At 66.6% G+C, this 24,968-nt stretch carries 22 protein-coding genes; 13 read left to right on the forward strand and 9 right to left on the reverse strand.

The features are described from left to right. Positions 1-31 precede the first annotated feature (31 nt). From AB4Z16_RS11980 to AB4Z16_RS12005, 6 genes are all read left to right on the forward strand, one after another. Positions 32-1,744 (forward strand): serine/threonine dehydratase, encoded by a 1,713-nt coding sequence (locus AB4Z16_RS11980; protein ID WP_441511571.1) that lies wholly within the window; start codon positions 32-34, stop codon positions 1,742-1,744. A gap of 93 nt (positions 1,745-1,837) precedes the next feature. Next, complete coding sequence (locus tag AB4Z16_RS11985; protein WP_441511572.1) at positions 1,838-2,899, forward strand: MaoC family dehydratase; 1,062 nt, start codon at positions 1,838-1,840, stop codon at positions 2,897-2,899. Positions 2,900-3,050: 151 nt separating this feature from the next. Continuing rightward, complete coding sequence (gene sdhC / locus AB4Z16_RS11990; protein WP_441511573.1) at positions 3,051-3,452, forward strand: succinate dehydrogenase, cytochrome b556 subunit; 402 nt, start codon at positions 3,051-3,053, stop codon at positions 3,450-3,452. A gap of 11 nt (positions 3,453-3,463) precedes the next feature. Further along, positions 3,464-3,856, forward strand: a complete 393-nt coding sequence (gene sdhD / locus AB4Z16_RS11995) for a succinate dehydrogenase, hydrophobic membrane anchor protein (RefSeq protein ID WP_441511574.1) — start codon at positions 3,464-3,466, stop codon at positions 3,854-3,856. Positions 3,857-3,860: 4 nt separating this feature from the next. Then, complete coding sequence (sdhA, locus tag AB4Z16_RS12000; RefSeq protein WP_441511575.1) at positions 3,861-5,693, forward strand: succinate dehydrogenase flavoprotein subunit; 1,833 nt, start codon at positions 3,861-3,863, stop codon at positions 5,691-5,693. A 10-nt stretch (positions 5,694-5,703) separates the two neighbouring features. Further along, positions 5,704-6,501, forward strand: coding sequence for a succinate dehydrogenase iron-sulfur subunit (locus tag AB4Z16_RS12005; RefSeq protein ID WP_441511576.1), 798 nt, complete (start codon positions 5,704-5,706; stop codon positions 6,499-6,501). A 266-nt stretch (positions 6,502-6,767) separates the two neighbouring features. On the opposite strand, the gene AB4Z16_RS12010 is transcribed toward AB4Z16_RS12005, so the two are convergent. Together AB4Z16_RS12010 and AB4Z16_RS12015 are read right to left on the reverse strand one after the other, a co-directional pair. After that, positions 6,768-8,009, reverse strand: coding sequence for an NAD(P)/FAD-dependent oxidoreductase (locus tag AB4Z16_RS12010; RefSeq protein ID WP_441511577.1), 1,242 nt, complete (start codon positions 8,007-8,009; stop codon positions 6,768-6,770). Continuing rightward, positions 8,006-8,809, reverse strand: coding sequence for a glutamine amidotransferase (locus tag AB4Z16_RS12015; protein WP_441511578.1), 804 nt, complete (start codon positions 8,807-8,809; stop codon positions 8,006-8,008). The genes AB4Z16_RS12010 and AB4Z16_RS12015 overlap by 4 nt, the downstream gene beginning before the upstream one ends. A 247-nt stretch (positions 8,810-9,056) precedes the next feature. Here AB4Z16_RS12015 and AB4Z16_RS12020 point away from each other — a divergent pair, with 247 nt between their 5' ends. The 3 genes from AB4Z16_RS12020 (at position 9,057) to AB4Z16_RS12030 (ending at position 14,192) form a co-directional block, all read left to right on the forward strand. Continuing rightward, positions 9,057-9,695: a TetR/AcrR family transcriptional regulator gene (locus AB4Z16_RS12020; protein WP_441511579.1), complete on the forward strand. Its 639-nt coding sequence runs from the start codon at positions 9,057-9,059 to the stop codon at positions 9,693-9,695. A gap of 76 nt (positions 9,696-9,771) precedes the next feature. Further along, positions 9,772-10,959 (forward strand): efflux RND transporter periplasmic adaptor subunit, encoded by a 1,188-nt coding sequence (locus tag AB4Z16_RS12025; protein WP_441511580.1) that lies wholly within the window; start codon positions 9,772-9,774, stop codon positions 10,957-10,959. A gap of 11 nt (positions 10,960-10,970) precedes the next feature. Then, positions 10,971-14,192, forward strand: coding sequence for an efflux RND transporter permease subunit (locus tag AB4Z16_RS12030; protein WP_441511581.1), 3,222 nt, complete (start codon positions 10,971-10,973; stop codon positions 14,190-14,192). Between the two features lie 4 nt (positions 14,193-14,196). Here the strand turns inward: AB4Z16_RS12030 and AB4Z16_RS12035 are convergent, their stop codons facing one another. The 3 genes from AB4Z16_RS12035 to AB4Z16_RS12045 form a co-directional block, all read right to left on the reverse strand. Beyond that, entirely contained in the window at positions 14,197-14,868 is a 672-nt protein-coding gene (locus tag AB4Z16_RS12035; protein WP_441511582.1) for a hypothetical protein, read from the reverse strand. Further along, positions 14,865-15,935 (reverse strand): hypothetical protein, encoded by a 1,071-nt coding sequence (locus tag AB4Z16_RS12040; RefSeq protein WP_441511583.1) that lies wholly within the window; start codon positions 15,933-15,935, stop codon positions 14,865-14,867. The genes AB4Z16_RS12035 and AB4Z16_RS12040 overlap by 4 nt, the downstream gene beginning before the upstream one ends. Positions 15,936-16,063: 128 nt before the next feature. Beyond that, entirely contained in the window at positions 16,064-16,567 is a 504-nt protein-coding gene (locus AB4Z16_RS12045; protein ID WP_441511584.1) for a winged helix-turn-helix transcriptional regulator, read from the reverse strand. A gap of 98 nt (positions 16,568-16,665) precedes the next feature. Here AB4Z16_RS12045 and AB4Z16_RS12050 point away from each other — a divergent pair, with 98 nt between their 5' ends. Continuing rightward, positions 16,666-17,223: a dihydrofolate reductase family protein gene (locus AB4Z16_RS12050; protein ID WP_441511585.1), complete on the forward strand. Its 558-nt coding sequence runs from the start codon at positions 16,666-16,668 to the stop codon at positions 17,221-17,223. A gap of 9 nt (positions 17,224-17,232) precedes the next feature. Here AB4Z16_RS12050 and AB4Z16_RS12055 read toward each other — a convergent pair whose 3' ends face one another. Continuing rightward, entirely contained in the window at positions 17,233-18,135 is a 903-nt protein-coding gene (locus tag AB4Z16_RS12055; RefSeq protein ID WP_441511586.1) for a DMT family transporter, read from the reverse strand. A gap of 166 nt (positions 18,136-18,301) precedes the next feature. On the opposite strand from AB4Z16_RS12055, the gene AB4Z16_RS12060 reads away from it, so the two are divergent. Both AB4Z16_RS12060 and obgE read left to right on the forward strand, forming a co-directional pair. Then, the gene (locus AB4Z16_RS12060; RefSeq protein ID WP_441511587.1) at positions 18,302-19,168 is read left to right on the forward strand and encodes a LysR family transcriptional regulator; all 867 of its coding nucleotides are present in this window, start codon (positions 18,302-18,304) and stop codon (positions 19,166-19,168) included. 147 nt (positions 19,169-19,315) lie between these two features. Next, on the forward strand, positions 19,316-20,359 hold the full coding sequence (obgE, locus tag AB4Z16_RS12065) for a GTPase ObgE (protein ID WP_441511588.1): 1,044 nt from the start codon (positions 19,316-19,318) through the stop codon (positions 20,357-20,359). Positions 20,360-20,497: 138 nt separating this feature from the next. On the opposite strand, the gene AB4Z16_RS12070 is transcribed toward obgE, so the two are convergent. Further along, positions 20,498-21,274, reverse strand: coding sequence for a hypothetical protein (locus tag AB4Z16_RS12070; protein ID WP_441511589.1), 777 nt, complete (start codon positions 21,272-21,274; stop codon positions 20,498-20,500). A gap of 66 nt (positions 21,275-21,340) precedes the next feature. Then, positions 21,341-22,477, reverse strand: coding sequence for a DSD1 family PLP-dependent enzyme (locus AB4Z16_RS12075; RefSeq protein WP_441511590.1), 1,137 nt, complete (start codon positions 22,475-22,477; stop codon positions 21,341-21,343). Between the two features lie 120 nt (positions 22,478-22,597). Between AB4Z16_RS12075 and AB4Z16_RS12080 the strand changes: the two genes are divergently transcribed. Next, positions 22,598-24,418: an ABC transporter ATP-binding protein gene (locus AB4Z16_RS12080; protein WP_441511591.1), complete on the forward strand. Its 1,821-nt coding sequence runs from the start codon at positions 22,598-22,600 to the stop codon at positions 24,416-24,418. Between the two features lie 27 nt (positions 24,419-24,445). Here the strand turns inward: AB4Z16_RS12080 and AB4Z16_RS12085 are convergent, their stop codons facing one another. Next, the gene (locus tag AB4Z16_RS12085) at positions 24,446-24,967 is read right to left on the reverse strand and encodes a hypothetical protein (protein ID WP_441511592.1); all 522 of its coding nucleotides are present in this window, start codon (positions 24,965-24,967) and stop codon (positions 24,446-24,448) included. Position 24,968: the final 1 nt, after the last annotated feature.

The raw sequence follows: 24,968 nt of genomic DNA on the forward strand, positions 1-24,968 counted from the left end.
TGCCAGCGCTGCGAAAGGCGAAGGAAACGGGATGGCTTGGCTGGCCGGGGTCGATGGCTGCAAGGGTGGCTGGATTGCCGCGCTCGCTTCAGATGAAGCGCATGATGTGCCGGTGATCCGCGTGCTGCCGCGCTTCGCCGATCTATTCACGGGAGAGACCGTGCCGGCGACCGTCGCGGTCGACATGCCGATCGGCTTGCCGGATCGCGTCTTGGGTTCCGGGCGCGGACCGGAGCAGGCGGTAAGGGCGCTGCTGGGCGACAGGCAGTCCTCGGTCTTTGCGATTCCCGCGCGCCGCGCCGTCGAGGCGAGCGATTACCGCCAGGCTTGCGCATTGGCGCTCGCGCTTTCGGAGCCACCGCGGAAGGTCTCGAAGCAGGGCTTCCACCTCTTCCCCAAGATTCGGGAGATCGACACTCTGCTACGGGCCGAAGCGGCGATGCGCGAACACGTTTTCGAGGTTCATCCCGAGCTGGCCTTCCGGACGATGAAGGGCGTGCCGCTGATCCACCCGAAGAAGGTCAAGGGTGTCGTCAATCCGATGGGCATGGCCGAACGGCAAGCCCTGCTGCGGGAGGCCGGGATCGCGCCGGATGTCGTCTTCGCGCGGCCGCCGCGCGGGGCTGCGGCGGATGATCTGCTCGACGCGCTGGCGGCGCTGGTCGTCGCCCGGCACATTGCCGCCGGGCGCGGGAAGCCCTTCCCCGATCCGCCGCGACGCGATAGCCACGGGCTTCCCATCGCGATCTGGACCTTCGTGTCCGCATCCCAGCCCCTGCAGGATACCGTCATGAGCGCTGCACCCGTCTCCCGCCCGATGATCGAGGAAGCGGCCGCGCGCATCGCCGGTCATGCGCGGGTCACGCCGGCGATGCGGCTGGGAACGGGCGCTTTCGGGTCGCCTGCGGATATCTCGCTCAAGCTCGAATGCCTGCAGCATGCCGGCTCGTTCAAGACGCGCGGCGCCTTCAACAACCTGCTGTCGCTGCCGGTTCCGGCCGCTGGCGTTTCGGCTGCCTCGGGCGGCAATCACGGTGCGGCAGTAGCCTATGCCGCGATGAAGCGTGGCGTGAAGGCGACCATCTTCGTGCCGGAGATTTCGCCGGCTGCCAAGGTCGAGGCGATCAAGCGCTTCGGTGCCGATGTTATCATCGGCGGCGCGCAATACGATGATGCGCAGGCCGCCTGCGATCGTTTCGTTGCCCAGACCGGCGCGCTCAAAATTCATCCCTTCGCGGCCAAGGAGACGATTACGGGGCAGGGAACGCTCGGTCGCGAATGGGATCTGCAGGAGCCGGATCTCGATACCGTGCTGGTCGCGGTCGGGGGCGGCGGGCTGATCTCGGGCATTGCAAGCTGGTTCGCCGGTAGCAAGGTCAAGGTCGTCGGCGTGGAGCCGGAGGGTTCGCGCGCCCTGCAGGCGGCGCTCGATGCCAAGGGGCCGATCGAGGTCAAGGTCGCGTCGGTCGCGGCGGATTCGCTGGGCGCCCGCAATGTCGGCCAGCTCGTCTACGACGTGACGAAGAACAGCGTCGATCATGTCGCGCTCGTGCCTGATACGGCGATTACCGAGGCGCAAGCCGTGCTCTGGCGCGATTTCCGCCTCGCGGTCGAGCCGGGCGGGGCGGCGGCCTTGGGCGCGCTGCTCTGCGGCGCCTACAAGCCCGCGCAGGGCGAGCGGCTTGGCGTGCTGGTCTGCGGCGCCAATGTCGACTTGGCGAAACTCGCCGCCATCGCAGGCTGACGCCACCGTCGATCGCGGACGCTCCTGCTTTCGTCAGGGCTGGACGATCGCCTTCGTTGCAGCGCAAAATCGCAGGCGATCAGGAGGCGATGCATGTCAGGCTCCGCGCCCAAGACCAATTCTGGACGTTTCTTCGAGGATTTCCAGCTCGGGGACGTCATCGTCCATGCGACGCCGCGCACGGTCACGGTGGGCGACGTTGCGCTCTATACGGCCCTCTATGGACCGCGCTTCGCCGTGCAGTCCTCGGAGGCTTTCGCCCGCGCGATCGGGTATCCGGCCGCGCCGCTCGACGATCTGCTCGTCTTTCACATCGTCTTCGGCAAGACCGTGCCGGATGTCTCGCTCAATGCCGTCGCCAATCTCGGCTATGCCGATGGCCGCTTCCTCAAGCCGGTCTTCCCGGGGGACACGCTCTCGACCACCTCGGAGGTGATCGGGCTGAAGCAGACTTCCGCTGGGGACGCAGGCATCGTCTATGTCCGCTCGATTGGGCGCAACCAGCATGGCGAGATCGTGCTGAGCTATGCGCGCTGGGTCTTGGTGCGCAAGCGCAGCCCGGGCATGCCAGCCCATGCCGAGCAGGTGCCGGAGTTGGCGAGGGCCGTGCAGCCGGAAGAACTGGGGCAAGGCTGCCCCGCGGTCGAACTCTCGGCCTATGACGATGCGTTGGCCGGTTCCCCGTTCCGCTGGAGCGACTACGCCGTCGGAGAACGGATCGACCATGTCGATGGCATGACCGTCGAGGAGGCCGAACACCAAATCGCGACGCGGCTCTACCAGAATACGGCCAAGGTTCATTTTGACGCTCATGCCGCGCAGAGCAGCCGCTTCGGCAAGCGCCTGATCTATGGCGGCCACGTCATCAGCCTGGCGCGTGGGCTTTCCTTCAACGGCCTCGGCAACGCCTTCCACATTGCCGCGATCAATGGCGGGCGGCATGTCGCGCCGCTCTTCGCCGGCGACACCGTCTATGCCTGGAGCGAGGTGCTGGCGAGTGCGGAATTGCCGGGCCGAAGCGATGTCGGTGCCGTCAGGCTCAGGCTCGTCGCGGTCAAGAACCGGCCTTGCGCGGACCATCCGCTGAAGGCAGGAGATCAGTACGATCCGAGCGTCATCCTCGATTTCGACTACTGGGCGCTGCTGCCGCGCTAAGCTTTTTGTAACGAAATGACGATTTTCAGAATCTGTAACTTCGTTCTGCGCGCGCCGCATTGCAGCGCCGGAACGGTTTCGTTAGAGAACCAGTCACTCTAGAATGATCCCAATTGGGTCCGCCTCCTTTTGCGGGCCGCTTGATCGGAGAATGATATTGGCCGAGGTCAAGCCCGCGGCTCGCCCGCTTTCGCCGCACCTTCAGATCTATCGCTGGTCCTGGACGATGGCGATGTCCGTCGCCCATCGCGTCACCGGCACGGGGCTCTATCTCGGCACGGTGCTGATCGCCGGCTGGCTGGTGGCCGCCGCTTCCGGGCCGGCCGCCTTCGATACGGCACAGGCGGTCGCCGGCTCCTTCCTCGGCCGCCTCGTGCTGTTCCTCTACAGCTTCTCGCTGATCCACCATATGGTCGGTGGCCTCCGGCATTTCGTCTGGGACATGGGCAAGGGCTACGAACCCGAGACCCGGATGAACATGGCGAAGTTCTCGCTCGTCGCCTCGGTAAGCCTGACGGTCCTGGTCTGGATCGTCGCCCTGGTCCTGCGCTGAGGAGGCCGTCCATGCTGTCCAATTCCTCGATGCGCACCCCGCTCGGCCGCGTTCGCGGCCTCGGTTCCGCCAAGTCCGGCACCGGCCATTTCTGGCTGCAGCGCGTTACCGCCGTCTCGAACCTGATCCTGACGGTGATCTTCATCGGCGTCGTCATCGCGCTCGTCGGCCGGCCCTATCCGGCTGCGGTCGCGCTGCTGACGAACCCCTGCGTCGCGATCTTGATGCTGCTCTTCATCCTCTCGGCCTGCATCCATATGCGGCTGGGCATGCAGGTCATCATCGAGGACTATATCCATGAGGAGGGGCCCAAGATCCTCGCCGTCATGGCCAACACCTTCTTCGCCATCGCGGTCGGCGCGGCCAGCGTCTACGCGGTGCTGAAGCTGTCTTTTGGAGGCTGATCCGATGGCGATCACCAAGTCCCGCCCGGTTCCGGCCTATACCGGCACCGCCTACCCCATCACGGACCACACCTTCGACGTCGTCGTCGTCGGCGCCGGCGGCGCCGGGCTTCGCGCCACCGTCGGCTGCTCGCAGGCCGGCCTGCGCACGGCCTGCATCACCAAGGTGTTCCCGACCCGCTCGCACACCGTCGCGGCCCAGGGCGGCGTCGCCGCTTCGCTCGGCAACATGGGCAAGGACACCTGGCAGTGGCACATGTACGATACCGTGAAGGGGTCGGACTGGCTCGGCGACCAGGACGCCATCGAATATCTCGTGCGCAACGCGCCGGCCGCCGTCTACGAGCTCGAGCACTGGGGCGTGCCCTTCTCACGCACCGAGGACGGCCGCATCTACCAGCGGCCCTTCGGCGGCATGACCACCGAATTCGGCGAGGGGCCGCCGGCCCAGCGCACCTGCGCGGCGGCCGACCGCACCGGCCACGCCATGCTGCACACGCTCTATGGCCAGGCGCTGCGCTACAACACCGAGTTCTTCATCGAGTACTTCGCCATCGACCTGATCATGGACGAGGACGGCCATTGCCGCGGCGTGATCGCGCTCAAGCTCGATGACGGCACGCTGCACCGCTTCCGCGCCCAGCAGACGATTCTTGCGACCGGCGGCTATGGCCGCGCCTATTTCTCGGCGACATCGGCCCATACCTGCACCGGCGACGGCGGCGGCATGGTGCTGCGCGCCGGCCTGCCGATGCAGGACATGGAGTTCGTGCAGTTCCACCCGACCGGCATCTACGGCTCCGGCTGCCTGATCACCGAAGGCGCGCGCGGCGAGGGCGGCTATCTCACCAACTCCGAGGGTGAGCGCTTCATGGAGCGCTATGCCCCCTCGGCCAAGGATCTCGCCTCGCGCGACGTCGTCTCGCGCTCGATGACGATGGAGATCCGGGCCGGCCGCGGGGTGGGCAAGGACAAGGACCACATCTACCTGCATCTCGACCATCTCGACCCGAAGATCCTGCACGAGCGCCTGCCGGGCATCTCGGAGAGCGCCAAGATCTTCGCCGGGGTGGACGTGACGCGTGAGCCGATCCCGGTGCTGCCGACCGTCCACTACAACATGGGCGGCATCCCGACGAACTATCACGGCGAGGTGCTGACCAAGGTCGGCGGCGATCCGGACACGGTCGTTCCCGGGCTGATGGCGCTGGGCGAAGCGGCCTGCGTCTCGGTGCACGGCGCCAACCGCCTCGGTTCGAACTCGCTGATCGACCTCGTGGTGTTCGGCCGCGCGGCCGGCCTGCGCTGCGCCGATACGGTGACGGCGGGCGAGAAGCAGCCGGAACTGCCGAAGAATTCGTCGGATCTGGCGCTCACCCGCCTCGACAAGTACCGCAACGCTGCGGGCAAGACGCCGACTGCGGAGCTCCGCGACCGGATGCAGCGGACGATGCAGAACAACTGCGCCGTCTACCGCACCGGCGAGACGCTGGAAGAGGGCCACAAACTCATCCACGAGGTCTGGGGCGGCATCACCGACATCGGCACCAAGGACCGTTCGCTGATCTGGAATTCCGATCTCATCGAGACGCTGGAGTTCGACAACCTGATCACCCAGGCGGTGGTCACCATGGATTCGGCGCTGAACCGTCCGGAAAGCCGCGGCGCGCATGCCCGCGAGGACTATCCGAACCGCGACGACAAGGACTGGATGAAGCACACCCTGGCCTGGATCGACGACGAGAAGCGCACGGTCACCCTCGATGACCGGCCGGTGCACACGTACACGATGTCCAACGATATCGAGTACATCAAGCCCAAGGCGCGGGTGTACTGAGGACGATCCGATGGCCGAATTCAATCTCCCGAAGAACTCCCGCCTGACCGAGGGCAAGGCCTGGCCGAAGCCGGCCGGCACCAAGAAACTGACCGAGTTCAAGGTCTATCGCTGGAATCCGGACGACACTGCCAATCCGCGCACCGACACCTATTATGTCGACCGCGACGATTGCGGGCCGATGGTCCTGGACGCGCTGATCTGGATCAAGAACAAGGTCGACCCTACCCTGACCTTCCGCCGCTCCTGCCGCGAGGGCATCTGCGGCTCCTGCGCCATGAACATGGACGGCAAGAACGGGCTCGCCTGCACCACCGGCATCGACGAGTGCGGGGGCACCGGCAAGAATGCGGGCAAGGTCGCGATCTACCCGCTGCCGCATATGCCGGTGGTCAAGGATCTCGTGCCGGACCTCACGCGCTTCTACGCCCAGCATGCCTCGATCGAGCCCTGGCTGCAGACCACGACGCCGGCTCCCGAGAAGGAATGGCGCCAGGCCAAGGCCGATCGCGAGAAGCTCGACGGCCTCTACGAGTGCATCCTCTGCGCCTGCTGCTCGACCTCCTGCCCGAGCTACTGGTGGAACGGCGACCGCTATCTCGGACCGGCCGCGCTGCTACAGGCCTATCGCTGGCTGATCGATAGCCGCGACGAGGCGACCGGCGAGCGGCTGGATAATCTCGAGGATCCCTTCCGGCTCTATCGCTGCCACACCATCATGAACTGCGCCAACGCCTGCCCGAAGGGGCTGAACCCGGCCAAGGCGATCGCGGAAGTCAAGAAGATGATGGTGGCGCGCCAGGTCTGAGGCGCGAATGCTACTGGCGCGGCCGTCTGACACGACGGCCTGCGCTTCCGGTGCTCACGTACTGATGTACGCTCCGCTCCGATTCTCAGCCGCCGCGCCAGCCGACTCACGCTGGCGAATTTTCGCCGCGCCTCATCGGCGGCCGATGAGGCGTCATTCTCGGGCGGAGCGAAGCGCAGACCCGAGAATCTCATGAAGGAAGGCGCTGGAGCCTCCTTCGGCCAGAGATGGCCGGGTCAAGCCCGACCATGACGGAGGGGCAGCCGTCAGGAGATATACCGCTCCGGCCTGAACGGCTTCGGATCAGCGGGGGGTGTCTCGCCGCAGACCATGGCGGCGATCATCTCGCCGGTGATCGGGCCGGTCGAGAAGCCGATATGCTGGTTGCCAAAGGCGAGCCAGAGCCCGGGATTGCGGGGTGCCTCGCCGATCATCGGCAAGGAATCCGGCAAGGTCGGCCGCGCGCCGCGCCAGGTCTCGCCGACGACCTCGCCGAGCGCAAAGGCCTCGCGGGCCGATGCCGTGGCGCTGTCGATCTGGCGGTGGTCGTCCGGGGCATCGCGGAACGCGAGATCGACGCCGCTGGTGATGCGAAAGCCCCGCTCCATCGGCGCCATGTAATAGGCGCCGTCGACATCATAGACCGGCCGCGACAGCCGGGTGCCGGCACCCGGCTTGAGATGGCGGTGATAGCCGCGCTCGACGTCGAGCCAGGGATCGAGCCCGAGCGGCTTCAGCAGATCGCCGCTCCAGGGGCCGAGCGCGACCACCGCGATATCTGCGTCGAAGCTGCCCTTCGCGGTGTTCGCGCGCCAGCCGGCGCCGTGGCGGGCGAGTCCGGTGATCGCGGCCTGCACGATGTGCCCGCCGCGGCCGGCAAAGAGCGCAGCATAGGCAGCGGTGACCGCGCCGGGGGAATCGACCGAGCCGACGCAAGGGATCAGCAGCGCGACCGGGAAGATCGGGTTCAGGCTCGGCTCCACGGCGGAGAGGCCTTGCCGGTCGAGGAGCTGCGACTTGATGCCGTGCCGCTTCAGGAAATCATGCTCGGCCTGGGCCGCCGCGTGGCCGGCTTCGGTGCGCCAGAGCTTGAGCGTGCCGGTTTCGCGCAGGCGATGCGCGACTCCCGCCTCGTTCATCAGGGCTCGGTGGCGCTCGACCGTGCTGGCGGTGAGCGATGCGAGCGCGGCGATGCGGGCGGGCGCCTGCGAGGGGCGGGCCTCCCAGAGAAAGCGCAGCAGCCAGCCCGGCCGGGCCAGGGCGCGACGCCAGCTCAGATTGAGCGCGGGGTGCCGATTGCCGAGATAATCCGTGATCTTAGCGTAGAGCGAGGGGTTGTTGAGCGGCAGGATCGAGGAACTGGCGAGCACCCCGGCATTGCCATAGGAGGTCTCGCGTCCCGGTTCCTTGCGGTCGATGAGCGTGACGGCGATGCCGCGCTTCTGCAGGGCAAGCGCGCAGGAGACGCCGACCATGCCGGCGCCGAGGATAAGAGCTGTGCGGGTCAAGTGCGTTGCAGGCCGGCTGAGGCCGGCTCCTCCAGCCAGTGATCGAGAAATGCGTCGAGCCAGAGCCTGACTGCCGGGTCATGCTGAAACCAACCCGGCAGGTGGGTGTGGCCGAGCTGAGCGCCGGGCATCAGCGTGCGCTCATGGCCGCGCACCGACCAGCGATACATCATCGCCGGCGTCACCTCGGGATGGAACTGGACGCCATAGGCCTTCGAACCGGCGCGAATGGCCTGTACGGGGAAATCCCCGCCCGTAGCGAGGCATTCTGCGCCAGTTGGGCAGTCGAAGCCGTCTCGGTGCCATTGATAGACCGTGCCCGGCCAGACGAATTGCGCGGCGTGGGCATGGGCTGCGCCGGCTTCAGTCACGGCAAGGGGATAGTAGCCGACCTCGGCCCGCCCTTCGCCATGGGTGTAGACGCGTGCGCCCATATGCTTAGCCAGCATTTGCGCGCCGAGGCAGATGCCGAGGAAGGGGGCATCCTCCTTCAGGCAGGTGCCGATCCAGTCGATCTCGGCCTTGATGAAATCTTCGGGATCGTTGGCGCCCATCGGGCCGCCGAAGATCAGGGCGCCGGCATGGCCTCGCATGGTCTGCGGCAAGGGATCACCGAAGCGCGGCTTGCGAATGTCGAGCGCATGCCCGCGCGCCTGCAGCAGCCGGCCGACGCGGCCGGAGGTCGAATGCTCCTGATGCAGCACGACGAGCACCGGTTTGGGTGCCGGGAGGCTCGGCCGGGTGGCGAGGGGGGAGCGCGTTCTGCGGGCAGCGCGGAGGGCGAAGGCGTGGTCGTTCATCACGGGCTTCAAAATCGCTCGCGCACCGGCAGGCGGGAGAAAGGCACGCCAAGCCATGACAGGTCGCTCTTCAGAATGAGGTTCCAGACGGGACGAAGCAAGCAATTTATGCGCCGGAAACGCTGCAATGATCGGGCAAGGTTGTTCGATCATGCCGGATCGGGCAGGCGATGGAGGCGTTTCGCTTGACCTTAGGCTGCCGATCTGAGATGAGAATGAACGTTCATTCTCATTGTGCCGAGTTCTGATGCCACCTCTGGTTCCCGCATCGCAGTCCGATTCCGCCCTGTCGGAGCGCCATATCCGCATCCTCGATGCGGCCGAGAGCGTCTTCGCGCGAGCGGGGTTCCACGCCGCGACGATGCAGGATGTCGCGGCCGAGGCGGGCATGAGCCCGGGCAATCTCTACCGCTATTTCAGCTCCAAGGACGCGATCATCGCCGGCATGTCCGAGCGGGACCGCAGCCTGATCGCGGAGGATTTCGGCAGCCTTTGTCCCGATAACGGCTCGCTGCTCGACCAACTCGAGGAGCTCGGCCGCAAGCATCTGGTCCGCCAGCCGCGGGAGAAGGCCGTGATCGCCGTGCAGATCTGGGCCGAGGCCGCGCGCAATCCCGCGATGGCCCGCATGTGTGCCGATATCGACGGCACCGTGATCGAGGGGCTGGCGGCCGCGATCAGCGAAGCCAAGCGCAATGGCGAATTGCCGCCGCGGCTCGATGAGCACCGCTTCCTGCTGGCGGTCTCGATGATGGCCGACGGCTATTTCTGCCGGCGGGCGATGGATCCGAACTTCGACGAGGCCGTTGCCGCGGAAACGCTCTTCGCCGGCATGCGCCAGCTCGCCCGGACCATGCTCCTGCCTGAAACGGAGATGCAGCCGTGATCTCTGCTCCCGCCGGGCTCTTCCCATTTCTTTCGGTTTCAACGCCGCAACAGGATCGTTTCCGATGATCGTTCGCATGACCGTTCCGCGTCTGGCGGCCGCCTCGCTGGCGCTTGCCACGGCGCTGGCGGCGCCGCCGCCGCTCGCTGCTCAGACCCAGGCAAAGGCGTCGCCTGCCGCCGCGCCCGCTGCAGGCCCCTCCGTCACGGTCACACAGGCCGAGCAGACCGAGATCGTCCAGAGCGTCGTCGTGTCCGGCTCCATGGTTGCGCGCGACGAGATCCTGGTGGCTCCCGAGGTCGACGGCCTGTCGATCATCGAGCTTCTGGCGGAGGAAGGCGACAAGGTCGCGCAGGGCCAGGTACTGGCGCGGCTGAACCGGACGACGCTCGAAGTCCAGAAGATCCAGAACGACGCCCAGATCGCCCGTGCCGAGGCTGCGGTCGCTCAGGCCAACGCCCAGATCGCCGAGGCCGACGCCAATCTGGTCCAGGCCAACAACGCCTTCGACCGCACCAAGGCGCTGCGCGACAGTGGCAATGCCAGCATGGAGACGTTCGATCAGCGCGCTGCCGCCGCGCGTTCCGGCCAGGCACGCGCCAATGCCGCTCGGCAGCTGCTGGCGATCGCGACCGCCGATCTCGCGCTCGCCCAGGCGCAGGGCAAGGACATTGCGGTCAGGCTCGCCCGGACCGAGATCAAGGCTCCGCGCGCCGGCATCGTCAGCCGCCGGACGGCGAGGCTGGGCGCGACGGCGAGCATGTTGCCGACGTCGGACCCGCTGTTCCGGATCATCGCCGATGGCGCCATCGAGCTCGAAGCGCAGGTTGCCGAAGTCGAGCTGCCGGGCCTGAAGGTCGGTCAGCCGGTTTCGGTGCTGCCGGCCGGGGCCAAGGATGCGCTTGCCGGTACGATCCGGCTGATCGCGCCGGAGGTCGACAAGGCCTCGCGGCTTGGCCGCGTCCGCGTCGCGCTGGACGGCAATCCGCCGGTCGCGATCGGCGCCTTTGCACGCGGTATCATCGAGACTGGCCGCAAGCGCGCCGTGACCCTGCCGCTCTCGGCCATCACCTATAGCCGCTCGGGCCCGAGCGTGCAGACGGTGAAGGATGGCCGCGTCGCAACCAAGCCGGTCACGCTCGGCCTCGTCGGAGGCGGACGCGCCGAGATCGCCAGCGGCATTGCGGCAGGTGAGACCGTGGTGGCGCGCGCCGGCACCTTCGTGCGCGACGGCGACCTCGTGACTCCCGTCGCGATGAACTGACGGATGCGGCCATGAATGTGAATTTCTCCGCCTGGTCGATCCGAAAGCCGGTTCCGGCGATCCTGCTCTTCGTCGTGCTCTGCGTGCTCGGGCTGCTCGCCTTCTCGAAGCTGCCGGTCACGCGCTTTCCGAACATCGACATCCCGCTGGTCTCCGTCACCGTGACGCAGTCCGGCGCGGCGCCGGCCGAGCTCGAGAGCCAGGTCAGCAAGCGCGTCGAGGATACCGTCGCCAACATTACAGGGGTGAAGCATGTCACCTCGACCCTGACCGACGGCCAGTCGCTGACGCTGATCGAGTTCCGGCTCGAGACCAACACCGACCGCGCGGTCAACGACGTCAAGGACGCCATCGCCAAGATCCGGGCCGACCTGCCGCGCACCATCGACGAGCCGGTGATCCAGCGCATCGATGTCGAGGGCCAGTCGATCCTGACCTATGGCGCCGCCTCGGCGGGCATGACGCTGGAGCAGCTCTCCTGGCACGTCGACGATGTCGTCGCGCGCGAGTTGCAGGGGCTGAAGGGCGTCGGCCGCGTCGAGCGCTATGGCGGCGTCGATCGCGAGATCCGCATCTCGCTCGATCCGGACCGGCTGCTCGCGCTCGGCATCACCGCCGGCGAGGTCAACCGCCAGATTCGCGCGACCAATGTCGATCTCGCCGGCGGGCGTGGTGAGGTCGGCGGCCAGGAGCAGGCGATCCGCACGCTTGCCGGGGCGCGCACCGTCGCGGACCTTGCCGAGGCCAAGATCACGTTGACCGGCGGGCGCGAGGTACGCCTGAAGGAACTCGGCCGCGTCGAGGATTCGAATTCGGAGCCGCGCGCCTTCGGCCGGCTGAACAAGAGCCCGGTCGTGACCTTCGCCGTTTTCCGCTCGAAGGGGTCGAGCGAGCTTTCGGTCAAGGATGTCGTGGCGCAGCGCGTGGCCGATCTCAACAAGCGCTTCCCCGACATCAAGATCACGCCGATCGACGACGCCGTCGCCTATACCTATGGCAACTACAAGGCGGCGATGGAAACGCTGCTGGAGGGTGCTGGGCTCGCCGTCATCGTCGTCTTCCTGTTCCTGCGCAACTGGCGCGCGACGCTGATCACGGCGGTTGCATTGCCGCTCTCTGCCATCCCGACCTTCTGGGCGATGGAGCTGATGGGCTTCTCGCTCAATCTCGTCAGCCTGCTCGGCATCACGCTGGTGACCGGCATCCTGGTCGACGACGCCATCGTCGAGATCGAGAACATCGTCCGGCACATGAAGATGGGCAAATCGCCCTATCGCGCCGCGATGGAGGCGGCGGACGAGATCGGCCTCGCGGTCATCGCGATCACGCTGACCATCGTCGCGATCTTCGCGCCGGTCTCCTTCATGGGCGGCGTTGCCGGCCAGTATTTCCGCCAGTTCGGGCTCACCGTCGCAGCCGCGGTGCTGTTCTCGCTGCTGGTCGCGCGGCTGATCACGCCGATGATGGCGGCCTATCTGATGAAGCCGGTCGATCATGCCGATCCGAAGGACGGGCTGATCATGGGCGCCTATGTCGGCCTGCTGAAGGGCACGCTGAAGAAGCGGCGCATCCCGTTCTTCCCGCGCTTCGACGGTACGGGGCGCTGGCGCAGCATGCCGTTCAACACGGCCTATGCGACGCTGGTGGTCGGCTTCATGTTCCTGATCGGCTCGATCCAGGCGACGCAGATGCTGCCGACCGGCTTCATCCCGGACGAGGACACCTCCCGCGTCGTCGCCTCGGTCGAGCTGCCGCCGGGATCGACACTGGAGGACACGCGCGTCACCACCGACAAGCTCGTCGATGCGCTGAAGACCATTCCGGAAGTGCGCGACGTCTTCGTGCTCGGTGGGGCATCGCCGACCGGCCAGCGAGAGGTGCGCCGCGCCGCGGTCTTCATCCTGCTCAAGCCGAAGGCCGAGCGCGACATCAAGCAGAAGGAGCTCAAGGTCACCATCGCAGAGAAGCTCGCCAGCGTGCCGGACGTTCGCGCCTGGTACGTCAACGAACGCGGCGAGCGCGAAATGGCCTTCTCAATCCTGTCGAAGAACGGCGAGGCGCTCGATGCCGCCGTCGCGAAGATCGAGGCGCGGATGCGCCAGGTCGACGGCTATCTCAACGTCGCGACGGCAGGCTCGCTCAGCCGCCCCGAGCTGCGCGTCACGCCGAAGCTGGAGGAAGCCGCCAATCTCGGCGTGACGCCGGAGGCGATCTCGGAAGCCGTGCGCGTCGCCACCATCGGCGATGTCGGCGCCAACCTCGCCAAGTTCAATGCCGGCGACCGGCTGGTGCCGATCCGCGTCCAGCTCGACGAAGCCGCACGCACCGACATGCGCAACATCGCGGCGCTGCGCGTGACCAACACGAACGGTGTCTCGATCCCGCTGACCGCCGTGGCCGATATCGGCTTCGGCGAAGGGCCGAGTTCCATCGACCGCTACGACCGCGTGCGCCGCGCCCAGATCGGCGCCGATCTCAAGCGCGGCTTCGAACTCGGCACCGCGCAGGACAGATTCCACGACATCGTCGAGGAAGTCGGCCTGCCTGATGGAGTCTGGATCGCTGCGACCGGAGACGCGGAAATCCAGGGAGAGGTCGTCCAGGGCTTCCTCACCGCGATGACGACCGGGTTGATGCTGGTGCTGGCCGTGCTGATCCTGCTCTTCGGCTCGGTCTTCCAGCCGATCACCATCCTGCTCTCGCTGCCGCTCTCATTCGGCGGCGTGGTGATCGCGTTGCTCGCGACCGGCAACGCCGTCTCGATGCCGGTCTATATCGGCCTGCTGATGCTGATGGGCATCGTCACCAAGAACGCGATCATGCTGGTCGATTTCGCGGTGGAGGAGGTCGGGCGCGGCAAGGACCGGATGACGGCGCTGCTGGAAGCCGGCCGCAAGCGCGCCCGCCCGATCCTGATGACGACCATCGCCATGGCGGCGGGTATGCTGCCCTCGGCCTATGGCGTCGGCGATGGCGGCGAGTTCCGCGCGCCGATGGCGATCGCCGTGATCGGTGGCCTCCTCGTCTCGACCGTGCTCTCGCTCATCTTCGTGCCGTCCTTCTACATGGTGATGGACGATCTCTCGCGGGCGACAGGCTGGCTCTTCGGCCGCTTCTTCGGCAAGGCCGAAGACGAGAGCAGCTGGGAGCCGATCGAGGAGCACGCAGCGCCCGCGATCGCGACAGCGGAGGCGATGTCGAAGCCGGCCGCGCCGCGGCTGGCGGCGGAGTGAGGCGTCAGGGCTGGAGTTCGAGCGGGAAGGGCGTGCGTTCGTAGATTGGGAGGAGGTCGGTGCGGACGGCGAACTCCTCCTCCCATTGATGGAGCAGGGATGCCACGGCCGGGCGGTCTCCCGCCGCGACGAAGGCTCCCAATCGGCTCGCCTGCTCGAATTGGGGTTGCCATCCGTTCTTCATGGTGAGGTGCCAGTCCTTGATTTTGTCGTAGATGGGAAGCGCCTCCTCAAAGCGTCCCAAAGCGGCAAGTAATTGAATTCGATAGGGCTCGTGATGATTGAGCCGGTCATCACATGCATGAGAGTGGGGCTCACCCTCGACATGGAATATGTCGTCGATCGTTTGCACGCGGCGTAGCATCGGCAGGATCCGCCGCTCAATTGCATCGATGACGGTGTTCGTGAAGTCGGGATCCGACCAGCGTCGCGGCCCTTCGTTGGGAAGCGGGAACCATTCGGCAGAGAGGCCTCCCAGGCCTCCGCACGGCCTGAAGCTGTGTCCGACGTGCCAATAGAAGCACGGGAAATCGGCATCCGACGTTCGGTCGATTGATATTGAACGAATCACATGCCGCAGCGGCGCAACGACGACGAAGCGGTCTTTGACGATCAAATCGGCATGACGCGAAGCCAGGAGATCGAAGAGCTTCTTGATCTGCCGTTTCGTCGTCATCCTCGCGGTCTCACCTGTATGACTATAATCCGTTGGATCGACGTAAATCCCATTCGTATGGCATTGGCCAGAATCTCGGCCCGCCGGTCGGACAAATCAGTGCGGCCAGTCTTCAGATCATAGACACAGAGCGTGCCGCCCTGGCGATATTCATAGGCGTCCACGCGGGTTGACCGCGGATATCCATAGGGCACCTCCCCGCTGTTTACTCCCTCAAAGCGCTCTTTGAGGTATGACCGTTCGGCTTGGAAGTTGATGTCATGTAGATCTCGGACATATTGCGCAAAGCGCGTGTGAACGTCCGTTCCATAGACGGCTCGCGACGGATAGAGATCGGGAGAACCGGCGGCGTTGGCGGCGCGATCGGCCAATTCCTGGGCATCAGGCAAACGCCGGCAGGCCAGTTCGGCCTCTTCCTGTGTGATGCGCCCCATGTAGCTCAAGTCGAGCTTGCCGCTCGTGCTGTCTCCCGGTCGATAGTCGCGGGCGTTGAAGCCCATGACCGCCTGCTGACCATCGCTGCCATTCAGCGGCGATTGCCAGTTGAAGAGGGCGGCGGCGCCGCCAAAAATAGTTGATAGGCCTCGCCGCGCGAAAGCCGGCTGGATCGTCGCGTCAGACTCGGGCCCGGACGGCGTCCAGATCGTACGGGCGACGAGATCGCCGTCCGGCCCGCCGTGATAGATCGACTGAACCTTGTCCGTCGTCTCGAAGCTGGCCTTCTCGCCATCGGGGAAGGTGACGGTTTGGCGTTCGTCGAAGCCGGCGGCGCGCGAGGCTGCATATTCCGACTGGATCGTCGTGCCCGCGCCGTCGGTGACGGCCTGCTCGAAGACGGAGCCGTCCTCGTTCCAGCCTTCGCCCAACGAGGACCAGCCGGTATCGGTATTCAGCGACGTACCATCGGGAGAAATGGGGTCTCCTCCGCCCGAGCCACCGCCTCCGCCTGTGCCGCTGGTCCATTGGCCACCGCCGGCATTGCCGGAGGGTACGCGGGGCTGGTTCGGATTGAATTTGCGGTGGAAATGATCGCGGCGGATGAGGCAAAGCTCGTCGCGCAGCCGCAACAGGCGAAGTCGGGCGGTGCGAAGCTCGCGATCCGCGTGAGGACGGTGGAGGATTGGCATGAGGGGCTCCTGAGAGGAGCTCCAGTGTCATGCCGCCAGGGCAGACGGGGATAAGTTCGGGCGGTGGCTCAGATTGTCATAGCCTGCCGGCGCGCCAACGCGTCCCGATAGGCCTGCGTCAGCTCGTCCAGCACCGATTGTTCGGGCTTGGGCGCATCGAGATGCAGGTGTCTCAGCTCCTGCATGAAGCGCTCCCATAGCGCCGGGCCGCCTTCGCCCAGCAACTCGGCACGGATCGACAACTCCTCCGTCACCGGCAGGAAGCGCCGGCCCCACTCGCCCATGGCGGCGAAGACGGGCACGAGCGCGATCCCCATCTCGGTCAGGCTGTAGATCGCCTTCTGCTTGTGGCTGGCGTCGTCGCGGCGCGAGAGCAGGCCCTTCTCGACGAGGCGCTTCAGGCGGTCGGCGAGGATGTTGGAGGCGATGCCTTCGTCCGATTTCGCCATGAGCTCGCGAAAATGCCGGCGGTTGCCGAACATGATGTCGCGCAGGACGATCAGGCTCCAGCGATCCCCCAATATCTCAAGCGTCAGATTGATCGGACAGCCCGAACGGCCGGTCTCGCGCATGCTTGTCTCCAGAACTGCTTGCAATATAAAATCGGTTCGACGTGTCAGCAACCGATTGCAATTCACAACTAGCTAAACGAGCCTGACAGGAGGGTGGGATGGCCAAGGTGATCGTCTGGAATGTGATGACGCTGGAAGGGTTCTTCGAAGGCAAGGAGAAGTGGGATCTCAGCTTCCACGGCGATGCCTGGGGCGAGGAACTGGCCGAGCTCAGTCGCGAATTCGGGCGCAAGGCCGGGCTGCTGGTCTTTGGCCGCGTCACCTATGAGGGGATGAAAGCCTATTGGACGTCGGCCGAGGAAGAGGGCGAGACCAAAGTCTTCATGAACGCTCTGCCGAAGCTCGTCGCGTCACGGAGCCTCACCGGGTCGGACTGGAACAACACCACCGTGACCGCGGACATCGTCGGGGAAATCGCGCGCCGCAAGGCCGCGCTGGGCAAAGACATCTATGTCTTCGGCAGCGCGGAACTGACGGAGTCGTTGCTGGCGGCCGGGTTGGTCGACGAGATCATGCTCGCGGTCGCGCCGGTCACGATCGGGCAGGGCACGCCCTTGTTCAAGGCGAGCGCGGAGAAGCGCAGTTTCACATTGGTTGCGGCCCGCCCACTGAAGAACGGCACCGTGATCCTGCACTATGGCGTCAAGTCAGCTTAAGCGCGCGGCTCAGCCGCGCCGGACCATCAGCACGGCGGCGAGAATGGCGACGCCGCCGAAGGCCTGCACAGGCGTCGGCTGCTCCCCGAAGAGTGCCCAGGCGGCGAGCACGCTGACCAGCGCCGGCCAGACCATGACGAGCGAGGCGGCGCTGGCGCCATAGCTGCCGAGCGAGAGCGTGATTAGTCCCTGGCCAAGCGCATGGGAGACGAGGCCGAGCGCGGCGACAGCGAACCAGCCCTGCAGACTCGCGGGGACGACGACCTCGCCGAGCGCAAGCGCAGCCGCGAGGCAGAACAGGGCGCAGACGATGCTGGAGACGAGGCTGACATAGCCGGCATCGGCCCGGTCGCGGGCACGGCGAACGGCGAGTATATAGGTGGCGTAGGACATCGCGGCGCCGACGGCGAGGCTGTCGCCGAGCAGATTGCCCGAGACCTGCGCCCCGCCGGTGAATTTCGGCAGGACGAGCAGGAGCGCGCCGGCGATCGCCAGCATCAGTGCGCCGAGAATGCGCCGTGACGGGCGCTCGCCGAGCAGCAGCCAGCCGCCGAGCACGACGCCGACCGGAGCGAGATTGCCGAGCAGCGACGCATTGGCGATCGTCGTATGGCCGAGCGCGGCATTGTAGAGCGTAACGTCGATGCCGAAGGTCAGGCCCGCCAGTGCGACCGCGCCGAAGGCGCCGCCACGAACCTTGCCGCCCACCGGTTTGCGCTGCTCCAACGCCGTCCAGACGGCGAGGACCGGCAGGGCGAAGAGCATGCGCCAGAAGCCGGCGGCAGCCGGGCCGACATCGGCAAGGCGCACGAAGATGCCGGAGAAACCGATGAAGGTCGCGCCGGCAAGCAGCGTGAGGAACATCGCGAGAGCGGGCGATGCGGGCCGGACGGGAATAGCGGGAGCGGACATGGTGTTTTCTGACGGATGGTATGGCCAGCTCCGGTCGCGGCGGCGCGGCCGGCTCAGCCTCGTTCACGGGCGGATATAGGGCCCTTCCTTGCATCGGAAAAACGGATTATTCTGATTTAACCATTCTTAAAATCGATCGATGTTGCGCGTTCCGAGGAGGCACCGCATGACTGTTCATTTCGATCTTGCCGCCCTCGGCATGCTGGTGGCGGTGGCGGAAACCGGGGGATTCACCGCGGCGAGCGCGCGGCTCGGCCGCACGCAATCCGCAATCTCCGTGCGCATCCAGGATCTGGAGAACCAGCTTGGCCACAAGCTGCTCGAACGTTCGCGGCGCGGCGTCACGCCGACCGATGCAGGCGAACGGCTGATCGCGCATGCGCGACGTCTGCTTGCGGTCGAGCGCGAGGCGCTCGCCGATCTCGCCGGCGACACGCCCTCCGGCCGGCTGCGCATCGGCATCCCCGACGACTATATGGACGCCTATCTTCGTCCGCTGATCGCGCGCTTCGCCGCCGAGCATCCGAAGGTGGAGCTCGAAGTGCGCTGCGACCTGTCGAAGCGCATCGAGCCGGCGCTGCTGGCGGGCGAGTTCGACCTTGCCGTGGTCACGCAGGATCCGAACAAGCCGATGGGCGAGGTGCTGCGCCGCGAGCCGCTGGTCTGGGTGGCGGCTCGTGGCCACCGGCCGGAGCTACAGGAGATGCTGCCGCTCGCGCTCTTCGCGGAGGGGTGTCGGGCGCGCCCGCGCATTCTCGCCGCGCTCAACACGGCCGGCAAGGCGCACCGGCTGGTCTTCTCCTGCTCGCACACGTCGGGCGTGCTGTCGGCGGTGGAGGCGGGCTTCTGCGTGGCGGCGATCACCGAGAGCGCGGTGCCGCCTTCCTTGCGCCGGATCGGCCCGGCAGAAGGCCTGCCGCCGCTTTTCGAACTCACCGTGGGGTTGATCATGGCGCCGCGGCCCGATCTCGCCGCGCGGCGCTTCGCCGACGCCCTGCGCGAGGAAATGAGCCTGCTGAGGCACGCAGCCTGACGCGGCGCATTGCCCAAAAGCGCGCGCGGGCTTAAAGCCAAGGGGACTTCTTTCCTTCAGGCATGGATCCCGGTTCGGCGCCACTGATGCGTGGTGCCCGGGATGACTGCCTGTCTCAGCTTCCGGTTTCAGACACGATTCGATCTCATGAAATTCCTCGACCAGGCCAAAATCTATGTGAAGGCGGGTGACGGCGGCGCGGGCTGCGTCTCCTTCCGCCGCGAAAAATTCATCGAGTTCGGCGGGCCGAACGGCGGCGACGGCGGGCGCGGCGGCGACATCGTCGTCGAATGCGTGCAGGGGCTGAACACCCTGATCGATTTCCGCTTCCAGCAGCACTTCAAGGCCCGCACCGGCGAGCACGGCATGGGCAAGGATCGCCACGGCGCGAATTCGCCGGCGATCGTGCTGAAGGTTCCGCCGGGCACCGAGATCCTCGACGAGGATGGCGAGACCAAGATCGCCGACCTGACCGAGCCCGGTCAGCGCTTCGTGCTGTGCAAGGGCGGCAATGGCGGCTTCGGCAATGCCTATTTCAAGACCGCGACCAACCAGGCGCCGCGCCATGCCAACCCCGGCCTGCCGGGCGAGGAGCGCTGGGTCTGGCTTCGGCTGAAGCTGATCGCCGACGCCGGGCTCGTCGGCCTGCCCAACGCGGGCAAGTCGACCTTCCTCGCCACCGTCACGGCGGCGAAGCCCAAGATCGCGGATTATCCCTTCACCACGCTGCATCCCGGCCTCGGCGTCGTGCGCGTCGACGCGCGCGAGATGGTGCTGGCCGATATTCCCGGGCTGATCGAGGGCGCGCATGAGGGCCACGGCCTCGGCGATCGCTTCCTCGGCCATATCGAGCGCTGCCGCGTGTTGCTGCATCTCGTCGAGGGCACCAGCGAGCATGCCGGCAAGGCCTACAAGACCGTGCGCGAGGAGCTGGAGGCCTATGGCGGGGGCCTGGCCGACAAGCCGGAGATCGTCGCGCTCTCCAAGGTCGATGCGCTGACGCCGGAAGTGCTCAAGGAGCAGGTCGCGCGGCTGAAGCGTGCGGCGAAGCGCATGCCGATCATCCTCTCCTCCGCCTCGGGCGAGGGGGTCGATGCGGCGCTGAGGGCTCTCTTCGCCGTGGTCGAGGAAGCCCGGCGCGAGGAAGAGCGCGAGAACGCTCCGGCGACGGAGACCGGCTGGCACCCCTGAGCCAAATTGGTGGGCCTCGGTGCTTGAGGCTGTTGTTTTTTGTGGAACGACGCCTGTGAAAGCTCAGGCATGGATTCCGGCTCTCCGCTGCGCTGCGGCCGGAATGACTCGCGTCGCTACGCAAGAGCAGGCCGCTATCTAGCGGAAATCCCGCCAGGCGCCGACACGGTGGATGCTCTCCAGGTCGCGCGCGGCTTCGCCGAAGGGCGCGACCGGCCAGTCCCAGCCCTCGTCGGGGTTGGGCAGCGCGATGCTGTGCATCAGGTCGAGCCGGTCGGTGATCTTGCCGGTTCGATCACGCTCGATCATCTCGACATCGCTGAGCAAGAGCACGCGGCCGTGGAAGCGGCGGAGATCGTCGAGATGCCAGGCGATGCAGCAGGCCGGCAGATCGGCCGGCAATTGCGCGGCTTCGGCGGGATTGTCGGCAAGCCAGTCCTCGATCGGCCAGGCGAGCTGCGAGAGCAGGTTGGCGGAGACGACGAGATCGACTGCCGGATCGGCGATGAGGTCGGCGAGCGGATCGCTCCGGCCGCCACTCTCGCCGGCGAGCCAGCCTATGACGCCAGTGAGGTCGCGGGTGAGCAATGCGACGTTGCTGCGCAGGCGCATTCGGAGCCGGACCTGCGGGAGGTGCACGACATCGACCAGCAGCACGCGCTCGAAATTGTCCGCGAGCAGGTCGAGGGGGATATCGCGCAGCAGCCCGGAGCCCAGAATGACGGCGGTCCGCCGCTCCGGCAGCGCGGCGACGGCCTGCGCGACGATGTCCCGGCAGCGGGCGTGATGCCCGGCCCAGGCCCGGCGCTGGCGTAGGCCGCGCGACCAGAGCGCGACGCTCTCGCCGACAAGGCCGAGCTGGCGGGTCATGCGCGAGGCCGGTGTCGCCAGATGCAAGGCCAGTTCCGCCAGCATGGCTATGCGCCAGCGCTTGGCATCGACTGCTTCCGAAAACCGGTTCTCACTTTTCGGACCGTTGCGTCAGATCAGCGCGCCGCGCGCCGCCACCGGCCAGACTGCTTCGACATGGGCGTCGGGACCGTGCAAGCCGCGGACGCAGACATACCAGTCGTGCAGATTGACCGTCGGGTCGCAATGACCGGGTATCAGCAGCAGCCGGTCGCCGCGATGCGGCAGGGCGATCGGCTCGCCCGTCAGGATGCCGTGCTCGTCCGAGGGCTTGGTGTAGATCGCGCCTTCGCGTCGGAACGGGACGGGCATGCCGGAATCGATGGCGACCGCCTTGTGGCCGGCATCGACGATGGCGCGGTCCGGCACCGGCTTGCTCATCACACCTGCGAGCACGAAGAGTGCGTGCTCGAAGCTGCGGAAGGGCGTGCCGTCGGCCTGGCGGTTGCGGGCGTAGTCGGCGTCCATGAAGATGTAGGAGCCGGCCTGGATCTCGTTCCAGATGCCGGATTGCGTTTCCAGCTCGTAGGTGCCGGTGCCGGCGCCGCTGACGATCTCGCAATTGAGGCCGGCCTGGGCGAGGCGCTCGGCAGTGTTGCGCACGCCGTATCCGGCGCGTTCGATTGCCTCGCGCCGCTCGTCGATCGAGCGCATATGCTGGGCGGACCCGTGATAGGCCTGGATGCCGGCGAAGCGCAGCGTGTTGGAGCGGGCGATAGCTTCCGCCAGCCGGACCGCGCCCTCGCCGGGCGCCACGCCACAGCGCCGCCCGCCGACATCGATCTCGACGAGGACATCGAGCACGACATCGTTGCGCGCGGCAGCCTCGGCCGCGTCGCGCACGCCGTCGGGATGGTCGACGCAGAGGCCGATGCGGGCGCTGCGGGCGAGACGCGCCAGCCGGTCGAGCTTGGCGGGGCTCGCGATCTCGTTGGTGACGAGCACGTCGCCGACGCCGCCCGCGACCAGGATTTCAGCCTCCGCAACCTTCTGGCAGCACTGGCCCACGGCGCCGTTGGCGATCTGCCGCAGGGCGATCTCGGGGCTCTTATGCGTCTTGGCATGGGGGCGCAGCCTGACGCCATGGGCCTGGGTGAAGGCCGCCATGGCGACAAGGTTGCGCTCGAAGGCATCGAGATCGAGCACAAGGGAGGGTGTCTCGATTTCGGCGAGGCTTTGACCGGGCTGCGCCGGCGGCGATAGCGACATGGAGTCTCCTGAGTCGGTTGTGGCCATGGGAGGACAGCTTCGTGTCCTGAGCAAGGCCTGCCTTCTGGATGCGGCCATGCGCCAGTGGCGCTTGCCGCCCTGCCGTGATAGGCGCGGCCCATGAAGATCGGCCGCGTCACCGACGATACCCTCGCGCTCTTCGCCCGTGTCTGGCGCGAGCAGATCAAATCCTACCTTCCGCAGATGCTGATGATTCTCGGTCTCGTCGTGGTCATCGCCGCGACGACGAGCTTCTATCCGCTGCTGATCAAGGCGGCCTTCGATGCCTTCGCCGATCCGCTGACGGCCGAATCGACCGGCTTCGTGCGCCGCATGGAGAGGCTGGTCTCGAAGTCGATCGGCTACGAGATCGGGGTCGTCAATGCGGTCGCGACGGTCGTGGTCATCGTCACCGCGATCAAGGGGTTCTCGCTGCTCGCCCAGACGGTGATGACCAACAAGGTCGTCAGCCGGATCGAGGCGGACATGCAGTCGACGCTCTACGGGCATCTGATCGATGCCGATCTGGCGCAGCTCCAGAAGGAAAATCCCGCCTCTCTCACCCAGCGCTTCACCACCGATTTCACTTTCGTGAAGGAGGCGCTGACGCGCATCGTCAATATCGCGATCCGCGACGTGGTGACGGCGCTCGCGCTCGTCGGCGCGCTGTTCTGGATCGACTGGCAGATGACGCTGGTGGTGGTGCTGATCGCGCCGGTCATCGCCCATCCGATCGGCCGGATCGGCAAGAAGCTCCGGCGCATGGCGAGTTCGCAGCAGGAGCAGACGGGCATCATGGCGAGCCTCGTCACGGAGAGCCTGCAGGGCGCCCGCGTGGCCAAGACGGATTCCCTCGAGCCCTATTTGAAGCAGCGTGCGACCAGCGCCTTCGAGACGATCCGGACGCTGAAGGTCAAGGCGGCCAATGCCCGTGGCCGGCTCGACCCGCTGCTTGAGGTCGCCGGCGGCATCGCGGTCGCGGGCGTGCTCGCTGCCATCGGCGTGCGCATCACCTCGGGCGCCTCCACCGTGGGCGATTTCACCGGCTATGTCTCGGCGCTGCTGCTGGCGGCACAGCCGATGCGCTCGCTCGGCAACCTCAACGCCATCGTCCAGGAGGCCGGTGCCTCGCTGAAGCGCTATTACGCGCTGCTCGACGAGAAGCCGCGCATCGTCGACCGGCCGACCGCCAAGCCTCTGGCCATCACGGCCGGCGAAGTCGCCTTTCGGCATCTGCGCTTCCGTTATCGCGAGGACCAGCGTGCGCTGGAGGGCATCGATCTCGTCGCCCGCGGTGGCAAGACCACCGCGCTGGTCGGCCGTTCCGGCTCCGGCAAGTCGACGCTGCTTGCATTGGTGCCGCGCCTGTACGATCCGATCGACGGGCGGATCGAGATCGACGGACAGGATCTGCGCAGCGTGACGCTCGAAAGCCTGCGCCATCAGATCGGCGTCGTCAGCCAGGATGTGGTGCTCTTCGACGACAGCGTGCGGGCCAACATTGCTTTCGGGCGCCCCGGCGCGACGCATGATGACATCGTCGCGGCCGCCAAGGCCGCGGCGGCGCATGATTTCATCATGGCGATGCCGGGCGGCTACGATGCTTCGGTGGGCGAGCGCGGCCACAAGCTCTCCGGCGGCGAGCGCCAGCGCATCGCCATCGCCCGCGCCATGCTGAAGGACGCGCCGATCCTGCTGCTCGACGAGGCGACCAGTGCGCTCGACACGGAGTCCGAGCGTCTCGTGCAGCAGGCGTTGGCGAAGCTGATGAAGGGCCGCACCACCATCGTCATCGCGCACCGGCTCTCGACCATCCGCGAGGCCGACCTGATCGTCGTGATGGACGAAGGCAAAATCGTCGAGACCGGCAGCCATGACGAGCTGCTGGCGCGCGACGGTGCCTATGCCCGGCTGCACCGGATGCAGTTCCTCGAAAGCTGAGACGCCGGCCAGACCGGCGGTCGCAGCCTAGCGGCAGAATGCGGCGCAGCCGGCTTCCCAGAATGGTTTGCCGGATTCAAGCGGCGGAATCGAGGGCCGCGGCTTTCGGCCGGGCAGGTTTTCCGGGACCGGGCTCACCAGCTCCCACCAGCCATGCGCGCATTGGGAGCGATAGGCCATCTGATCGGAGATCGAGGTGGCTTCCTTCTCCAGAACGATGTCGAGCGCTGCGCAGGCCGCGCGTAGCCGCTCGTCATGGGCGTCGCTCGGATCGTTGGCATAATCGTGGAAGGCCTCGGTGAAGGCTTCCATCTCGCGGGCGATATGCGGCCAGTCGGTGCGCGCGAGGTTCCAGGCGTCCATCCACTCGCGTACGACCGTCTCGACGGCCTCCGCCTTGGGCTTGTCCTTCACCTTGCGAGCGGTGGTCAGCATGTGGCGCATCAGCTCGGCGCGAGCATGGGCATGGCGGGCGCGCAGCGCCGCCTCCTGCATCTGCGCGATGGCCTCGGCCGCCTCCTGCTGCAGCGCTTCGACGAAATGCGGCATG

The organism is Allobosea sp. TAF32 (assembly GCF_052113585.1).
Lineage (GTDB): Bacteria > Pseudomonadota > Alphaproteobacteria > Rhizobiales > Beijerinckiaceae > Allobosea.

Bases quoted from the DNA above. Each gene is read 5' to 3' on its own strand.
- AB4Z16_RS11985 (WP_441511572.1), top strand. From the start codon at position 1,838: ATGTCAGGCTCCGCGCCCAAGACCAATTCTGGACGTTTCTTCGAGGAT.
- AB4Z16_RS12045 (WP_441511584.1), bottom strand. From the start codon at position 16,567: ATGCGCGAGACCGGCCGTTCGGGCTGTCCGATCAATCTGACGCTTGAG.
- AB4Z16_RS12085 (WP_441511592.1), bottom strand. From the start codon at position 24,967: ATGCCGCATTTCGTCGAAGCGCTGCAGCAGGAGGCGGCCGAGGCCATC.
- AB4Z16_RS11980 (WP_441511571.1), top strand. From the start codon at position 32: ATGGCTTGGCTGGCCGGGGTCGATGGCTGCAAGGGTGGCTGGATTGCC.
- AB4Z16_RS12025 (WP_441511580.1), top strand. From the start codon at position 9,772: ATGACCGTTCCGCGTCTGGCGGCCGCCTCGCTGGCGCTTGCCACGGCG.
- AB4Z16_RS12075 (WP_441511590.1), bottom strand. From the start codon at position 22,477: ATGTCGCTATCGCCGCCGGCGCAGCCCGGTCAAAGCCTCGCCGAAATC.
- sdhA (WP_441511575.1), top strand. From the start codon at position 3,861: ATGGCGATCACCAAGTCCCGCCCGGTTCCGGCCTATACCGGCACCGCC.
- sdhD (WP_441511574.1), top strand. From the start codon at position 3,464: ATGCTGTCCAATTCCTCGATGCGCACCCCGCTCGGCCGCGTTCGCGGC.
- AB4Z16_RS12020 (WP_441511579.1), top strand. From the start codon at position 9,057: ATGCCACCTCTGGTTCCCGCATCGCAGTCCGATTCCGCCCTGTCGGAG.
- AB4Z16_RS12050 (WP_441511585.1), top strand. From the start codon at position 16,666: ATGGCCAAGGTGATCGTCTGGAATGTGATGACGCTGGAAGGGTTCTTC.
- AB4Z16_RS12035 (WP_441511582.1), bottom strand. From the start codon at position 14,868: ATGACGACGAAACGGCAGATCAAGAAGCTCTTCGATCTCCTGGCTTCG.
- AB4Z16_RS12060 (WP_441511587.1), top strand. From the start codon at position 18,302: ATGACTGTTCATTTCGATCTTGCCGCCCTCGGCATGCTGGTGGCGGTG.
- obgE (WP_441511588.1), top strand. From the start codon at position 19,316: ATGAAATTCCTCGACCAGGCCAAAATCTATGTGAAGGCGGGTGACGGC.
- AB4Z16_RS12055 (WP_441511586.1), bottom strand. From the start codon at position 18,135: ATGTCCGCTCCCGCTATTCCCGTCCGGCCCGCATCGCCCGCTCTCGCG.
- AB4Z16_RS12015 (WP_441511578.1), bottom strand. From the start codon at position 8,809: ATGAACGACCACGCCTTCGCCCTCCGCGCTGCCCGCAGAACGCGCTCC.
- sdhC (WP_441511573.1), top strand. From the start codon at position 3,051: ATGATATTGGCCGAGGTCAAGCCCGCGGCTCGCCCGCTTTCGCCGCAC.
- AB4Z16_RS12070 (WP_441511589.1), bottom strand. From the start codon at position 21,274: ATGCTGGCGGAACTGGCCTTGCATCTGGCGACACCGGCCTCGCGCATG.
- AB4Z16_RS12080 (WP_441511591.1), top strand. From the start codon at position 22,598: ATGAAGATCGGCCGCGTCACCGACGATACCCTCGCGCTCTTCGCCCGT.
- AB4Z16_RS12005 (WP_441511576.1), top strand. From the start codon at position 5,704: ATGGCCGAATTCAATCTCCCGAAGAACTCCCGCCTGACCGAGGGCAAG.
- AB4Z16_RS12030 (WP_441511581.1), top strand. From the start codon at position 10,971: ATGAATGTGAATTTCTCCGCCTGGTCGATCCGAAAGCCGGTTCCGGCG.